At 74.5% G+C, this 14978-nt stretch carries 13 protein-coding genes; 8 read left to right on the top strand and 5 right to left on the bottom strand.

Going from position 1 to position 14978, the window contains the following annotated elements; all coding sequences use genetic code 11:
- Positions 1–103 precede the first annotated feature (103 nt).
- Complete coding sequence (locus ACFY2K_RS14675) at positions 104–697, bottom strand: fasciclin domain-containing protein (RefSeq protein WP_380525681.1); 594 nt, start codon at positions 695–697, stop codon at positions 104–106.
- 164 nt (positions 698–861) lie between these two features.
- Positions 862–1521, bottom strand: a complete 660-nt coding sequence (locus ACFY2K_RS14670) for a TetR-like C-terminal domain-containing protein (protein ID WP_380525680.1) — start codon at positions 1519–1521, stop codon at positions 862–864.
- A gap of 112 nt (positions 1522–1633) precedes the next feature.
- Between ACFY2K_RS14670 and ACFY2K_RS14665 the strand changes: the two genes are divergently transcribed.
- Positions 1634–2851 carry an alpha/beta hydrolase family protein gene (locus ACFY2K_RS14665; RefSeq protein ID WP_387711597.1) on the top strand — a complete coding sequence of 406 codons (1218 nt, stop codon included), beginning with the start codon at positions 1634–1636 and terminating at the stop codon, positions 2849–2851.
- A 56-nt stretch (positions 2852–2907) separates the two neighbouring features.
- Entirely contained in the window at positions 2908–4110 is a 1203-nt protein-coding gene (locus ACFY2K_RS14660) for an erythromycin esterase family protein (RefSeq protein ID WP_380525678.1), read from the top strand.
- Between the two features lie 171 nt (positions 4111–4281).
- On the opposite strand, the gene ACFY2K_RS14655 is transcribed toward ACFY2K_RS14660, so the two are convergent.
- Entirely contained in the window at positions 4282–5265 is a 984-nt protein-coding gene (locus ACFY2K_RS14655; protein WP_387711595.1) for an LLM class flavin-dependent oxidoreductase, read from the bottom strand.
- A 428-nt stretch (positions 5266–5693) separates the two neighbouring features.
- Between ACFY2K_RS14655 and ACFY2K_RS14650 the strand changes: the two genes are divergently transcribed.
- From ACFY2K_RS14650 to ACFY2K_RS14625, 6 genes are all read left to right on the top strand, one after another.
- Positions 5694–7142: an NAD(P)/FAD-dependent oxidoreductase gene (locus tag ACFY2K_RS14650; RefSeq protein ID WP_387711593.1), complete on the top strand. Its 1449-nt coding sequence runs from the start codon at positions 5694–5696 to the stop codon at positions 7140–7142.
- Positions 7139–8557 carry an aspartate aminotransferase family protein gene (locus tag ACFY2K_RS14645; RefSeq protein WP_380525675.1) on the top strand — a complete coding sequence of 473 codons (1419 nt, stop codon included), beginning with the start codon at positions 7139–7141 and terminating at the stop codon, positions 8555–8557. Before ACFY2K_RS14650 ends, ACFY2K_RS14645 begins: the two co-directional genes overlap by 4 nt.
- Positions 8554–9003, top strand: coding sequence for a hypothetical protein (locus ACFY2K_RS14640; RefSeq protein WP_387711591.1), 450 nt, complete (start codon positions 8554–8556; stop codon positions 9001–9003). The genes ACFY2K_RS14645 and ACFY2K_RS14640 overlap by 4 nt, the downstream gene beginning before the upstream one ends.
- On the top strand, positions 9000–10508 hold the full coding sequence (locus ACFY2K_RS14635; RefSeq protein ID WP_387711589.1) for a GMC family oxidoreductase N-terminal domain-containing protein: 1509 nt from the start codon (positions 9000–9002) through the stop codon (positions 10506–10508). Before ACFY2K_RS14640 ends, ACFY2K_RS14635 begins: the two co-directional genes overlap by 4 nt.
- A 174-nt stretch (positions 10509–10682) precedes the next feature.
- On the top strand, positions 10683–11951 hold the full coding sequence (locus tag ACFY2K_RS14630; protein WP_387711587.1) for a helix-turn-helix domain-containing protein: 1269 nt from the start codon (positions 10683–10685) through the stop codon (positions 11949–11951).
- 126 nt (positions 11952–12077) lie between these two features.
- The gene (locus ACFY2K_RS14625) at positions 12078–12986 is read left to right on the top strand and encodes a YhjD/YihY/BrkB family envelope integrity protein (protein WP_387711585.1); all 909 of its coding nucleotides are present in this window, start codon (positions 12078–12080) and stop codon (positions 12984–12986) included.
- A 15-nt stretch (positions 12987–13001) separates the two neighbouring features.
- On the opposite strand, the gene ACFY2K_RS14620 is transcribed toward ACFY2K_RS14625, so the two are convergent.
- Both ACFY2K_RS14620 and ACFY2K_RS14615 read right to left on the bottom strand, forming a co-directional pair.
- Entirely contained in the window at positions 13002–13439 is a 438-nt protein-coding gene (locus ACFY2K_RS14620; RefSeq protein ID WP_380525669.1) for a hypothetical protein, read from the bottom strand.
- A gap of 130 nt (positions 13440–13569) precedes the next feature.
- Positions 13570–14850 carry a hypothetical protein gene (locus ACFY2K_RS14615; RefSeq protein ID WP_387711583.1) on the bottom strand — a complete coding sequence of 427 codons (1281 nt, stop codon included), beginning with the start codon at positions 14848–14850 and terminating at the stop codon, positions 13570–13572.
- Positions 14851–14978 lie beyond the last annotated feature (128 nt).

The raw sequence follows: 14978 nt of genomic DNA, 5'->3' as shown, positions 1-14978 counted from the left end.
CGGCGGGACAACGGCGGGACAACGGGCGAACAGGAGCCGGACGGGAGAGCGGAAACGCAAGGCGGGCCGGTCCAGGGGACCGGCCCGCCACGGGAGAGGGGTGTCAGCCGAAGGCCGGCACCGTGTCCAGGATCGCCAGCCGGGCGTTGGCCGTCTTGATGCTGCCGCAGAGCACCTGGGCCCCGCCGATGCGGTAGTCCTCGCCGCTGCCACTGGCCTTGATGACGGCGCCCTGCAGCGAGTTGTACTGCTTGTCCTGGAGGTCGTCCTTGCGCAGGTCGCGGACGACGATGAGCTTGCGGACCAGGTCGCCGGCGCCCTGCTGGGTGCCGAGGGCCTTCTTCTGGTCCTCCGTCAGCTTGGCGAAGGCGGCGTCGTTCGGGGCGAAGACCGTGACGTTCTCCATCGAGTCGAAGATGTCCTTGGCCTTGGCGGTCTTCACCAGCGTGGACAGCTGGGAGAGGTCCTTGGTCTGGTCGATCGCGGTCAGGACGGGCGTGCCGCCCATCGCCTCCAGGCTGCCGGCACCCTGGCCGGGCAGCGCGGCGCACGCCTGACCGAAGGCCTTCTCCGGCGGCGGGGGCGCGACGGCCACCGGGCCCGCGCCGCTGACGCCGGCGCCGCTGCAGCCGGCGAGCGGGGCGAGGACGAACGCCAGGGCCACGAGCATGGCGGGGCGGTGGGTGCGACGGCTCATTGCGGAGCTCCTCCTTGGGGGAACCGGTCGAATCGCGCCGGATGCGCCGATACGCCCCAGATAGTGGCACCACGCCGGGCCGCCTGACGGGAGGTCGGGCCCGTACCGCCCCGCCCGTCACCCGTCCGCCGTCGCGCGGGCGGCCCTCGCCGCGCCGCACCCCGTCAGGCGCGGAAGGCCGCGAGCAGCTTGTCGGTGAGGCGGTCGAGGTGGTCGGGGGCGGTCGGGGTGTGGACCACGGCGAGGCGCCAGTAGAGCGGGCCGACCAGGAGGTCGAGGGCGATCTCGCGGTCCACGTCGGCGGGGAGCTCGCCGCGGTCGACCGCCCGTTCCAGGAGCTGGGTGGCCCTGCCGCGACGCGCGTCGCGGACGTTGGTGAGCAGGGCCTGGGCCAGTTCGGGGGTGCGGCCGGCCTCGGCGAGCAGGTCGGGGATGATCCGCGCGGGGAGCCGCTGGTTGAGCGCGTCGGCGACCTCGGTGACGAAGGCCAGGACGTCGCCGCGCAGGGTTCCGGTGTCGGCAGGTCCGGACTCGGCGACGGCGACGGCGGAGACCAGGTCGACGGTCATCTCCAGCTTGGAGGCCCAGCGGCGGTAGATGGCCGCCTTGCCCGCGCCGGCGCGCTTGGCCACGGCCTCCAGGGAGAGCCGGGCGTAGCCGACCGCGGCGAGCTCCTCGAAGAACGCTTCGGCGATGGCCTCGGTCACCGAGTCCTGGAGGACGGGCCCGCCGGGCAGCCTGCGTGCGGGGGCGCGGCCAGGGGCAGGGGCGCGGCCGGGGGCGGGGGTCGAGGGCGGGGGCGGGGGCGCGGGGGTGCTGGGCATGCCCCGAACCTACACGAGGCGGAACGGTTGCGTCTCGACTGGGCGAGGTCTATCGTCGACCTCGAAGGCGAGACGAAACCGTTCCGTCTCGACAAACGGTCTGGGGTGCACCATGCAGTTCCTGTACGACGACGAGTCCTTCTCCTTCGAGGCCCTGCGCGCGGCCGGCTTCGCCAACGACGGCGGCGCCGACCTGGGCGAGGTCCTGACCACCCTCCGCAACGTCGCCGCGGGCGACGAGGAGGCCTGGCTGCGCGAGTGGAAGCGGACCGCGCAGCGCGTCCACGCCATCGGCACCGCCGCCCTCGCCGCCGGCCACCGGGTCAGCGCCCGCGAGGCCCTGCTGCGCGCCTCGAACTACTACCGCACCGCCGAGTTCTACCGTCGCGACGACCCCGCCCACGACCCCGAGGTCAAGGCCCTCTCCGCGCTCTCCCGCGAGACCTTCGCCACCGCCGCCGGACTGCTGGACCACCCCGTCGAGGCCGTGCGCATCCCCTACCAGGACACCACCCTCCCCGGGTACCTCTTCCTGGTCGACAACTCCGGCCTCCCCCGCCCGACCGTCGTCTTCACCAGCGGCTTCGACTCCACCCTGGAGGAGGCCTACTTCGTCATCGGCGCGGCCGCACTGCGCCGCGGCTACAACGTGCTGGCCTACGACGGCCCCGGCCAGGGCGCCGTACTGCGCGAGCAGGGGCTCACCTTCCGCCCCGACTGGGAGGCCGTGGTCACCCCGGTGGTCGACTACGCCCTCACCCGCCCGGAGATCGCCCCCGACCGGATCGCCCTGTTCGGCTACAGCCTCGGCGGCTACCTCACCGCCCGCGCCGCCGCTTTCGAACACCGGCTGGCCGCCCTCGTCCTGGACGACGGCCTGTACGACTACCACAACGCCCACACCCGGGTCATGCCGCCGTTCCTCCTGGACTGGGTCGAGAGCGGGCGCGACGACCTCGCCGACCCGGTGCTCGGCCTGATGATGCAAGCGGTCACCCAGCTGCGCTGGGCGCTGCGCAACGGCGTGTGGGCCTTCGGCGCGAGCTCCGCCTCGGACTACATCCGCCGGACCGCCGCCTACACCCTCGACGGCGTAGCCCCGCTCATCGCCTGCCCCACCCTCGTCCTGGATGCCGAGGACGACCAGTTCTTCCGCGGCGAGCCCCAGCGGGTCGCGGCCGCCCTGACCTGCCCGCACACCCTGATCACCCTCCCCGAGTCCGAAGGCGCGGGCGAGCACTGCCACATGGGCGCCATGGCGCGCTTCCAGCAGGTCGCCTTCGACTGGCTCGACACCACCTTCACCCCGGCCCCCGGCGGCACGGCCTGACCCCGTCGCACCCCGCTCTTGACCTCAAGTCAGCTTGAGGATCGAGACTGATCGCCATGCCGAACACCACCGCAGCTCCCCGCCCGCACACCGACGCCGCCCTCCCCCTGCCCGACGTCGAACTCGACCGGATCGCCGGGCGACTGGCCACTGGGGCGGTGGTGGTCGGCCTCGGCGAGTCCACCCGCTTCTCCCGGGAGACCTTCGGGGTACGGGACCAGCTCTTCCGCCGACTCGTCCGGGACCGCGGCTTCCGCGCCCTGGCCGTCCAGGACGGCGCGGGAGTCGGTGAAGCCCTCGACGCGTACGTACGCGGCGGCGAGGGCTCGACGGCGGACGCCCTGGCCGGGGCCTGGCGGCCGGGGCGCACCGAGGAGATGGCCGGCGCGCTGGAGTGGATCCGGGCCTTCAACCGTGACCACCCGGACGACCCGGTCCGGATCCTCGGGGTGAAGCCGGTCCAGGCCGGGGACGCCGACTACGACGCCGTCCTCGCGCAGGTGCGCACGATGGCGCCGGAGCGGCTCGCGGAACTGGCGGCCCACCTGGAGCCGATCCGTACGGCCCATCGGATCGACGAGCACGTGCAGCGGGCTCGGGGCGTCCACCCCGGTCGGCCCTTCGCCGAACACGCCCGCGCCGCACGGGCGTTGGTCGAGTCCCTGCCCGGCACCGGAGCCGGATCCGGTGACGGCGAAGGTGAAGGTGACGCACTCGCCAGGATGCGGCTGATCGTGGACTTCCACGAGCGCAGCGTCGCCGGGCGCGGCACCTACGCGGGCGAGGCCGAACTGTGGGCGGGGGCCATCGCCGCCTTCCAGCACCGCACCGGCCTGCGCACCGTCTACTGGGACGGCATCGCCCACACCGCGGCGACCGAGGCGGTGCTCGGCGTCGCACCCGAGCGGGGCCCGCAGGCCACTGCCGGCAGTCTGCTCCGCGGGCGCTACGGCGCGCGGTACGTCTCGGTGGCGATCGGCTTCCACCACGGCGACCTCGGGGCCGCCGTCGCCCCCGCACCGGCCGCGGACCTGGTCGACGCGAGGCTCGGCGAGCCCGGCCTGCCCGCCCGCTGGCTGGACCTGCGCCGGGAGGAGGTCCGCCGCGAGTGGGACGGCCCGGCCAAGGCCCGGGTGGTCAGCGGCCTCTACACCCCGGAGCGCGACGCCGTCGAGCACCTCGCCGTGGACTCCCTGGCCGAGGCGTTCGACGTCCTGGTCCACGTCCGCCGGGCTTCCCCGGTGCACTGGCTGCCGTGAGCGGCCCGTCGGCGGGGCCCGCGCCGACGACCGCGCCCCCGGTCCGGTCGGTCAGCCGAAATCCGGGTCGACCGGCGGCCACGGGTAGCCGAGTTGCGCCAGCCCGACCAGACGACCTGCTCCCCGTCGCGGGCGACGATCGGGGAACCGGGCCCAGTTGTCAGGCGATTTTCACGGCCGTCCGACGACCGGCTCCGTCCGGCACCCGGTCCCGACGGGATCGGCTCCCGGGTCGACGGGAACGGGGGGTCCGGATCGGATCCGGGCACGGACGAGTTCGACCGGGCCCCGGAACCAGCCCAGTTTCTCCACCCACCAGGTGAGGCCGGCCGCCCGGTACGGGGCGACGACCATCGCGTCGGCGTCCCGCCGCAACCCGGACGTCCGACCCTCCATGACGACGTCGAAGGAGGCATCGGAGGAGGCGTCGGAGGGGGCGTCGGAGGGGGCGTCGAACTGCCCGTTCCGGACGGCCCGTTGGGCGCGGACGTAGGAGACCACGGTTTCCAGGTCGGCAGGAGGCATCATCTCGGTGTGGCCCACCCCCGCCCGCGTGGGGAAGACGCCGTCCCACTGTGCGGCCCGCCGCATGGGGCGTCGCGAGGGCCAGGTGCCGGCGATCCACACCGGGATGCGCGGGCGTTGCGGGCTCACCGGCTGGAAGGTGAGGTCCGTGACGGTGAACCAGCGGCCGTGGAAGGTGAACGGCCGGCCCGTCCACAGCCCGTCGAGGACGTGGAGGGCTTCGTCCAGCTTCTCCGCGCGCACCCGTGGGTCCGGATCCTGGCCCAGTGCTTGGAACTCGGCCTCGGAGGACCCGAGGCCGGCGCCGAAGATCAGCCGCCCGCCGCTGAGCAGGTCCAACGCGACGGTGGCGCGGGCGACTTCGGCGGGGCGCTTGAGGGCGAGCACGCTCACCATGACGCCGAGCCGCAGGCGCTCCGTGTCGGCGGCGATCGCGGCGAGCGTGGTCCACGAGTCGGTGAGGTGCTCGTCCGGGTGCTCCGCGACCTGGCCGTCCCAGAGGAAGAAGCCGTCCCAGCCGGACCGTTCCGCCAGCACTCCCAGTTCGCGGAGCAGGCGGGGATCCGCGTACTCGCGCCGGTTGGGCAGTCCGACGGCGTACCGCAGGGGCCGCTGTGGCATGGCGTCCATCGCTCGTCGCCTTCCTGATCGGGCACGACGGTCGCCGACGCGACCGGTTCCCGCCTCGATGATGTCGGCTGCGCGAGGAGCGGGGCAACCGGAACGGCGTCGGGCGAGCGCCCGCCCCGACGGTCGCCCGCGGCTGGACCGATAGCCGGAGAGCCATGAATCGCGGCAGGTCAGCGGCCCCTCCACAGGCCGGACGCCGGGTACGGTGCTACGGTCCTCTGGGAGCCCGGACCGCCTGTGGCGGTTCCCCTGCCCTCCCCCCTGCGGCGGCGCCCCCTTCGGGGGCCGGCGGACGCCTCCGATGCCGACGAGGCCCGGCCCGCGCCGCCCGACCTTCCACCCCTCCCGCACCTCCCACACCCATCGCCTTCGGACGGAACGGCCCGCCTTCGGACGGAACGGCCCCGGAGGATTCGAAGGGAGCAGCGATGCTCGAGAACAGCGCGACCCCGGGGCCCGGCGACGAGGTCCTGGTGATCGGCGGCGGGTTCACCGGCCTGGCCGCCGCCCACGAGCTCGCCCTGGCCGGGGTGCCCTGCCGGGTGCTGGAGCGTGAGCCGTACGTCGGCGGCCTGGCGGGCTCGTTCGAGGTCGGGGGAGCCCGGCTCGAACGCTTCTACCACCACTGGTTCTCCTCCGACCTGGAGGTCCAGGGGCTGTGCGCGGAACTCGGCTGCTCCGACCTGCTCCAGCCGCACCGGACCCGGACCGGCGTCTACTACGCGAACTCGGTGTACCGCCTGTCGAGCCCGTGGGACGTGCTGCGCTTCGCCCCCCTCCCGCTGGCCGACCGGGTCCGGCTGGGCCGGTCCGCGGTGCGGGCCCACCGGGTGAAGCACTGGCGGGAGTTGGAGGACCTCACGGCCCGCGAGTGGCTGGTGGAGCTGAGCGGGCCGCAGGTCTACGAGACGGTCTGGCGCCCGCTGCTGGAGGGCAAGTTCGGCGAGTACGCGACCGAGGTCGGCGCCACCTGGATGTGGACCAAGCTCCACCTGCGCGGTGGCAGCCGGTCGCACAGCGGCCGCGAGGTCCTCTACTACCTGCGGGGTGGCTGCGCCGCCCTGCTGGACGCGTGGGTCGCGCGCCTGTCCGAACTGGGGGTCCGGATCTGCACGGACACCCCGGTGCGGCAGGTGCTGACCGACGCCCGCGGGGTGTGCGGGGTCCGCACCGGGAGCGGCGTGCTGCCCGCACGGCGGGTCCTGGCCACCACGGCACCGGACCTGCTCGCCGGCTTCCTCGCCCCCGCCGCCGCCGGACCACCGCCCCACCCGGACGTGCCCGCCGTGCGCCGGCGACTGTCCGACATCCCCTACCTCGCCAATCTGTGCCTGGTGCTGCAGACCGACCGGTCCCTGTCGGACACCTACTGGCTCAACGTCACCGACCCCTCGTTCCCCTACGTCGGCGTCATCGAGCACACCAACCTGGAGGCCTCCGACGCCTACGCCGGGAGCCACCTGGTCTACCTGTCCGCCTACCTCCCGACCAGCGCCGCGCTGTACCGGATGGACGACGAAGCGGTGTTCCACGCCAGCCTCCCGCACCTGCGCCGGATGTTCCCGCGGTTCCACCGCGACTGGGTCCGGCGCCACCACGTCTGGCGGGCCGACCACGCCCAGCCGGTCATCACCCCGCACTACTCCGACCGCATCCCGGCGATGGAGACGGACGTGCCGGGGCTCTACCTGGCCAGCATGGCCCAGGTCTACCCCCAGGACCGGGGCACCAACTACGCCCTACGGCAGGGAAGGCACGCCGGGCGCCTGATCGCCGACCGGGTGCGCACCGCCCGCCGCACCGCCCCCGACCCACGACCTCCCGTCGCCGGGCACGGCGCCGGTCCGCGGTCCGGCCCCGAGGAGGGGACGCCATGAACTCCCTGATCAGCACCGAGGATTGCGAGCGGATGCCCATCGCCCGGGTGCACGAGCTCTACCGGCGCCATGTCAGCCGGGGCCAGGTGACGCTGCTCTCCGCCTTCGGCTTCGGCCGCGACGTCGTGGACAGCGCCTCCGGCTGCTGGATCACCCTGCGCGACGGGCGGCGGGTCCTGGACTTCACCGGCGGGATCGGCGTCCTGAACCACGGCCACAACCACCCCCGCATCCTGGCCGCCCGCCGGCGCTTCCAGGAACGGCGGCGGATGGAGGTGCACAAGAACTACTTCTCCCCGTACGTCGCCGCGCTCGGGCACAACCTGGCCCAGCTGCTGCCCGCGGACCTCGACGTCAGCTACTTCCCCAACTCGGGCGCGGAGGCCGTCGAGGGCGCCCTCAAGATGGCGTACAAGTACCACCGCGGCCATCGCGGCACCGTCCTGCACAGCGACATCGCCTTCCACGGCAAGCTGCTCGGTGCCGGAAGCCTGACCGCCTCGCCGGAGGTGCACTTCACCTTCCCGCGGATCCCCGGCACGGACGGCTTCGCCTTCGACGACCTCCGCTCCCTCGAACTGGCCCTGGACCGGCACACCACGCCCGAGGGCGGGAGCGACGTCTACGCGCTGGTCCTGGAACCGTTCAGCGCCTCCAGTCTCCGCGAGTGCTCGGAGGAGTTCCTGCGCGAGGCGCGCCGACTGTGCACCGAGCACGACATCGTCCTGGTCTTCGACGAGGTCTACACCGCCTGGGGCAGGACCGGTTCGCTCTTCCACTTCATGCGCCACCCCGGCCTGGTCCCGGACGTGGTGACCACTTCCAAGTCCTTCGGCGGCGGCAAGGCGTCCATCTCCGGCTACGTGGCCAGGGAGCCCGTCTTCCGCAGGGCCTACGACTCGCTCCCCGACGCCACCCTGCACAGCACCACCTACTACGGCTTCGGCGAGGAGACGGTCACCGCGCTGGAGGCCGTGGCGATCGCGGTCGACGACGACTACCCCGCCAGGGCCCGCCGCCTCGGCGAGCGGCTGCGCCGCGGCCTCACCGCCCTCGCCGCCGGGCACCCGCACCTGATCGCGGAGGTGCGCGGCACCGGGGCCCTCCAGGGCGTCGTCCTGCGCCACGGTCCGGCCGCCCTCGACCACGCGCTGCGCCTGCTGCCGTCCTCCTTCGCGCGCGACCCGCAGGCCGGGGCCAAGCTGGCGACCGCCGCCGTGGTCGCCGCCCTCTACCGCGACCACGGTGTGCTCACCTACTACGGCTCCAACCACGACCTCCCGCTGATCGCCGCGCCTCCCCTGGTGGCCGAGGACTCCGACGTCGACCTCTTCCTGGCGGCCCTGGACGCGGTGCTGGCCAAGGGAATGCCCCGCCTCCTGGCAGGTCTGGCCAGGGAGAAGGTCACCGCATGAGCTCCCCGTCGACGCGTCCCGTACCGCCCGCCGCAGGGCCCGGTACCGCGCGGGAGCACCGTCGCCTGCGGGTCTGGGAACGGCGCGTACGCTCCGCCGGGCTCCCGCCGCTCTGGGCGGGCCGCTGCACGGCCCTGTCCGAACCGTCCCGCCAGGCCGCCGCGGTCCGGCACACGGCCGCCACCCTGGCCGCCCTCCCGACGCCGTACCGCCTGGTGTTCGCCCTGCTGATGCGGGTGTTCCCGGTCGCCGTCGTCCTCGCGGACCCGCGGGGCCCGCTCCGGGGCACCGCGGACCGGGCCCGTCCGCAACGGGTCGCCGACCGACTGTCCACGGTGCCCGGTTGCGCCGAACTGCTCAGGGTGAGCCTGGCGTTGGCCCTGCACGGCGCCCTGGACGGGCCTCCGGACGGACTCTCCGCTGCTCCGCCGCAGGAGCTCCGATGACCGGGACCGTCCGCACCGTCCGCTGCGACGCCCTGGTGATCGGCTCGGGAGCCGGCGGCAGCACCGCGGCCCTGGAACTCGCCGGCGCGGGCCGGGAGGTCCACGTCCTGGAGGAGGGCCCGCTCGTCCCGCAGACGCGGATCACCCGGGCGTCCCCGGCGGAGAACCTGCGCCTGCTCTACCGCCAGGGCGGTCTGGTGCCCATCCACGGCGCGCCCACCATCCCCTTCGGTGAGGGGCGTTGCGTCGGAGGAACCACCGTGGTCAACGGCGGGCTGCTCTGGCGACCTCCCGAACACCTGCTGGAGTGCTGGGCGTCCGCCGGCGTCGACGGCTTCCGGGCCCACCACCTCGCCCCCCACCTGGCCGAGGTGGAACGGCGCCTCGGTGTCGTCGACCAGCAGCCCGGGCCGGGGAACCGCGACTCGGTGCTGCTCGGCCAGGCGGCCGACCGACTCGGCTGGCGCTGGGCACCGGCCCGCCGGGCGGTGCGCGGCTGCCGGCACGCCAACCGGTGCGTCACCGGCTGCCCCACCGGCGCCAAGCAGAGCATGCTGGTGAGCTACCTGCCCGCCGCCGAACGGCTCGCGGCGGTCATCGAACCGGACACCCGGGTCGTCCGGCTCGAACACGACGGCACCCGGGTCACGGCCGTGCACGCCCTGCGCGACGGCCGGCGACTGCGCTACCTCCCGCAGACGGTGTTCCTGGCCGCCGGCCCGATCGGCAGCGCGCTGCTGCTGCGGCGCAGCGCCATCGGCGGGCGCGGCCCGGGCCGGGCGATCGCGTTCCACGTCAACTTCCGTACCGTGGCGCGGTTCGGCGAATCCGTCCGCGCCACCGAGGGCACCATCTTCACCGCGCAGCTGCAGGAGTTCGCCGACCGGGGTGTGCGGGTGATGCCCGCGAACCTCACCCCGGGGTCGCTCGCCGCTGCGCTGGCCGCCCATCCCGCCGGGACCGTCGACCGGATGCTGGCCCAGCTGGACCGGGTCGCCGTCTACACCACCCAGGTGAGCGTCCGGGGCACCGCACGGCTGCTGGCGGTCCCCGGCCTCGGCGCGCTCCTGCGGCACCGCCTGACCGCGAGCGACCGGGACCTCCTCCGCTCCGCCTTCCGGCGCACCGCCGAGCTCCTGCTGGAGGCCGGCGCGGTCGAACTGCTGCCGCCCGCACCCGCCGGCCCGACCACCACCAGCCCGGCCACCGCAGGCCTGGCCACCGCCGCGCAGGTGGCCGACTTCGCGCTGCACGCCCGGCCCGAGACCTGGGACCTGATCTCCGTCCACGCCATGGCGTCCTGCCCGATGGGCCCACCCGCCCCGGGCGGCGTGTGCGACGCCCAGGGACGCCCGCACGGCTTCACCAACCTGCGGCTGTGCGACGCGAGCGTCCTGCCGGGCGCCACCGGTGTCAGCCCGCAGGAGACCATCATGGGCTTCTCCCACCTGATCACGGCCCGGTACCTGGAGCGGTCCACCAGCCGTCGGCCCGACGGCAACTGAGCAGCCGTGACCGGACCGGGCGCGAGCGACCGGCACCGGCGCAACCGTCCGTGCCGGCGGCCGCGTCCCTCAGCGGGATGGGTAAGGTGGGACGCCGGAACGGGCCCTGAACAGCGGTGACGCGCGAGGGCACCGGGCCGGCGGGGGCGGGACGCGGGGAACGGGAGACGTCGGGTGCCGGACGGGACTGGGGCTGCGGGGACGGAGGAGTTCGCGCGGCTGCTGAGCGAGCTCAAGACGCGCTCGGGGCTGAGCTACGGGACGCTGGCCAAGCGGCTGCACACCAGCACCTCCACGCTGCACCGCTACTGCAACGGGACGGCGCTGCCGCACGAGTTCGCGTCCGCGGAGCGCTTCGGACGGTTGTGCCGGGCGACTCCCGAGGAACTCGTGGAGCTGCACCGGAGTTGGATCCTGGCCGACGCGGCCCGGGGGCGCCGGGCCGAGCAGCGGGCGCCGGAGACCCGCACGGCGGACCTGCCCGCGGCGGAGGCGGAGCCGGTGGTCGAGGTGGTGTCCGCGGAGCCCGCGCCACCGCGTCGGCGCCGCACGGCGCTGATCGTGTCCGCCACGGCCGTCGCCCTGGTGGCGGCCGTCCTGGTGGTCGCGCGACCCACGGGCTGGGGCGGCGGCGGTGGCCAGGCGAAGGGCGACCAGCAGGCCGCCGCTGCGACGGCGACGACGGCGACGACGACGACGGACAGCGTCACCACGCCCGTCGCCCCGGAACCGCTGCCCACCACCCCCACGGCCGCCGCCGAAACGACCCCGGCCCCGAGCTCAGCCACGCCCCCGACCCCGACCGCGGCCCCGACCCCGACCCCGACCTCGACCGACAGCGGCCCCGCGCCGCTCACCGTCGGCACCCGCCCGTACGTCTACGCCGACCCGTGCAGCCAGCACTTCCTGGTGAACAGCGGGCCCGCCCAGGTCGGCCCGCCCGCCCCGGAGCGCGACGCCCCGCGCTGGGCCGCCGCCTACGGCGCGGTGTCCTCCGGCGAGCAGGAGGTCGCCCTCACCGTCCAGGGCACCGGCACGGACACGGTCGTCCTGCTCGGGCTGCACGTGCGGGTCACCGCCAAGGGCGCGCCGCTGGCCTGGAACGACTACTCGATGGGCGTCGGCTGCGGCGGCGGCGTCGACGCCAAGTCCTTCGACATCGACCTCGACCGGGGCAGTCCCGTGATCACCGTCAAGGGCGGGCAGCGCGACTTCCCGTACAAGGTCAGCAAGTCCGACCCCGAGGTCTTCTACGTCACCGCCCACACCAAGGCGCACGACGTCCGCTGGGACCTCACACTGGACTGGTCCAGCGGCGACCGCCACGGCACCGTCCGCATCGACAACGGCGGCACGCCCTTCCGCACCAGCGCCGACGTCAACCGCCCGGGCTACGACTACCCGTTGGGCGGCGGCGAGTGGATCAAGCGCGAGGGCGGCTGAGCGCCCGCGCGGTCGCCCTCCCCCGGCCGTTGCGCCGAACGGCGGCGTGCCCGGGATGCCCGTGAGCGCCCCGTCGCCCAGTCTTGGACGGAATCCGAGACGCTGGCAGCGGGACGGGAGGGCGAGGTGGCGGAACGGCGCGGTCGGCCGGGCCGCGATCGCTGGTTCCGCACCGGTTCCGCCTGGCTGCGGGGGCGGACGGCCACGCTGCGCGACGCCCCGTTCCCCAGCCGACTCGCGGCGCAGCTGCTCCACATCCACGTGCTGGACACCGCCACCCGTCTCGCGGCCCAGGCGTTCCTCACGGCCATCCCGGTGGTCTTCGTGCTGGCCGCCTTCATGCCCGACGAGGTGCGCAGCAGCGTGTCCGACTCCCTGCGCACCGTCCTGGGGCTTCGGGGCGCCGCCTACGACGAGGTCACCCAGGTGCTCCGGACGGACAGCGGGAGCGCCACCACCGAGACCTACGGCGGCCTCGGCATCGTGGTGACCCTGCTCGCGGCCACCAGTTGCAGCCGGGTGCTGCAACGGCTGTGCGAACGGAGCTGGCACCTCCCCCACCTGGCCGGACGCCTGGCGGCCTGGCGGTGGCTCGCCTGGCTCCTGGTGTGGCTCGCCGTCCTGATCGTCCAGGGCCAGGTGCGGACCGGGTTCGGTCTGGGCGACGGCCTCGGGGTGTTCCTCTACCTGGTCAGCGCCGTCCTGCTCTGGTGGTGGACCCAGCACCTGCTGCTCGGCGGCCGGGTGCCCTGGCTGCCGCTGCTGCCGGGGGCCGTGCTGACCAGCGCGGCGCTGACGGCGCTCGCCTGGGGGTCGCGGCTGTACATCCCCCGCTCGCTGAACCGCAGTGTGGCGCAGTTCGGCCCGCTCGGTCTGGTCTTCACCCTGCTGAGCTGGCTGATCGTGGTGTTCACCGCCGTCACGCTCGGCATCAGCATCGGCTACGTGCTGGCCGGCCAGGGCCGGCTGGCCCGGCTGCTGGGGACTCCGGGCACGTCCCCGGTCGCGACGGCGGCGGAGGAGGACGAAGAGTGAGCGTCCGCGCCGGGCTCAGGCGTCGTCGGCGCTCCGGCCGGCCGGTCCGACGCACAGCGCCCAGATGACGAAGGCGTCGATCGCGATCAGGACGAGCGCCCAGAACGGGTAGTAGGGCAGCCACAGGAAGTTGGCGACCATCCCCAGGACCGCGACGACGATGCCGACGCCACGGGCCCAGGGGGCGCCGCTGAAGAGGGCCACGCCCGCGGCGGCGACGGCGAGTCCGAGGATGACGTGGATCCAGCCCCAGCCCTCGGTGTTCATCGAGTACACGTAGTGACGGGTGACGATGATCAGGCTGTCCTTGGTGATGGCGGCGATCCCCTGGAAGACCGCCATCGTGCCGGCGGCGATGAGCATGACCGCGGCGAAGACGGTCCACCCGGCCGCGAAGGGGCGGTGCTCGGCGGGCCGGCCGGTACGGCCCGGTTCGGTGACAGGGCTGGTCATGGCATGGACTCCTTCGACGACGGCCGCCTCGTACCGGTTCGCGGACGGGGACGGGAGACGGGACGGAAGGGAGGGCAGGAAGGAACGGGAGGAAGGGAAGGAACGGAGGGGCCGGGCAGCGGCCCTTCTCTCACCGTAGGACCGAACCGTCCGGCCCGCCGGTGGCGGCCCGGCCGAACGCGGCGAGCAGGGCCAGGACGGCGAGCACCGCGAGCAGGATCGCGACCAGCAGCAGCACGGTCAGCGCGGTCGGGTCGTCCCACAGGGCGAACACCAGGGCCAGCACCAGGACGGCGGTGCCGGCGAGCCACCGGCGGTGGGCGGCGGTCCAGGTGCCGGCCCGGCCCGCGCGCACGCCGTGGGCGTCGCCCCAGTGGGCGACGGAGTCCGCGGCGCGGTCGGCCCGGCCGCGGGCGGCACGCGGCAGCCGTCCCGCGCCGCCCAGGTAGGCGCCGAGCGCCACCGCCACGCCCAGCACGGTCGCGGTGCGCAGGCTGATCCGCAGGAAGTGCAGCAGGGTGTCGAAGACGGCCGCGGCGGCGGCCGAGGACTGCACGGCGGGCGGCAGGTGGTCGAGGTAGTAGTGGCGGGCGGCCACCAGGGCGAGGGCCACCAGCAGGCTGGCCCCGGCCGCTCCGAGGGCGGCGGACACCAGGGCCCGGCGTCGGCGGCGGGCCAGCAGGACGCCGACGGCGCCGAGCGACACGGTGAGCACGGGCAGCCAGTTGCCGACCACGTCGAGGGCGTGTGCGGCGCCGCGGATCCGGGCCAGCCGGTCGGACTGGAACAGCACCATGCGCTTGTCCACGTCCGGGATCCGCTCGGCCGGGCTCAGCCCCTCGGCGACCAGCGTGTCCTTCAGCCGGTCGACGACCGAGCCGAGATCGAGGGTGACCGTGCCGTCGGTGACCTCGACCGCGCCCCGCCCGTGACCGGTGAGGGCCTGGACCACGGCGGTGTGGGCGACCCGGTTGGCCTGGGTCCACACCGTGACGAAGGAGTCGCTGTGCACGACCCGCGTGGCGGCCTCGGTGACCACCTGGTTCACCGCGTCGTCGAGCTTCGGGCCGAGCGCCTTGACCGCCGAGGCGACCCGGGGCGGCAGCCCGTGGGCCTGCAGCCAGGCGGCCAGGTCGGAGGTGACCGCCGGACCGTCCACCCGTACGTCCACGGCCTGGGTGATCCGGGCGACCGCCGCGTCCTGGATCGCCGGATCGGTGGCGAGCGGGGCGACCGTCGCCACGTACCGGCCGGTGTCCAGGGCGATGTCGTGCACCCAGACGGTGAGCAGCGACACCGGCACCAGCACGCAGGTCAGCGCGATCAGGACCGCCGACACCGTGCTCCGGACCAGCCGCCCCGCCCGGGAGGCGCGCCCCGGCCCGGCCGGGGGCTCCGGCGGCTCGTTCATCGGGGGGCTCCCAGCGCTCCGTGCGGCGGTGGCGCCGCTGACCACCATTGGCCCGTAGGGCCCGGTGACCGGCACTCCGGGGTGCGCCGTCCGGGCGAAGGAGGCCTCTCTCCGCGACGGGTGGCCGG

The sequence above is a fragment of the Kitasatospora sp. NPDC001309 genome (assembly GCF_042896295.1).
Taxonomy (GTDB): Bacteria; Actinomycetota; Actinomycetes; order Streptomycetales; family Streptomycetaceae; genus Kitasatospora.
Note: the sequence above shows the minus strand (reverse complement) of the source record. Positions and strands in the feature narration are given on the sequence as shown.

Bases quoted from the DNA above. Each gene is read 5' to 3' on its own strand.
- ACFY2K_RS14675 (WP_380525681.1), bottom strand. From the start codon at position 697: ATGAGCCGTCGCACCCACCGCCCCGCCATGCTCGTGGCCCTGGCGTTC.
- ACFY2K_RS14655 (WP_387711595.1), bottom strand. From the start codon at position 5,265: ATGGACGCCATGCCACAGCGGCCCCTGCGGTACGCCGTCGGACTGCCC.
- ACFY2K_RS14620 (WP_380525669.1), bottom strand. From the start codon at position 13,439: ATGACCAGCCCTGTCACCGAACCGGGCCGTACCGGCCGGCCCGCCGAG.
- ACFY2K_RS14670 (WP_380525680.1), bottom strand. From the start codon at position 1,521: ATGCCCAGCACCCCCGCGCCCCCGCCCCCGCCCTCGACCCCCGCCCCC.
- ACFY2K_RS14665 (WP_387711597.1), top strand. From the start codon at position 1,634: ATGCAGTTCCTGTACGACGACGAGTCCTTCTCCTTCGAGGCCCTGCGC.
- ACFY2K_RS14645 (WP_380525675.1), top strand. From the start codon at position 7,139: ATGAACTCCCTGATCAGCACCGAGGATTGCGAGCGGATGCCCATCGCC.
- ACFY2K_RS14660 (WP_380525678.1), top strand. From the start codon at position 2,908: ATGCCGAACACCACCGCAGCTCCCCGCCCGCACACCGACGCCGCCCTC.
- ACFY2K_RS14640 (WP_387711591.1), top strand. From the start codon at position 8,554: ATGAGCTCCCCGTCGACGCGTCCCGTACCGCCCGCCGCAGGGCCCGGT.
- ACFY2K_RS14650 (WP_387711593.1), top strand. From the start codon at position 5,694: ATGCTCGAGAACAGCGCGACCCCGGGGCCCGGCGACGAGGTCCTGGTG.
- ACFY2K_RS14635 (WP_387711589.1), top strand. From the start codon at position 9,000: ATGACCGGGACCGTCCGCACCGTCCGCTGCGACGCCCTGGTGATCGGC.
- ACFY2K_RS14615 (WP_387711583.1), bottom strand. From the start codon at position 14,850: ATGAACGAGCCGCCGGAGCCCCCGGCCGGGCCGGGGCGCGCCTCCCGG.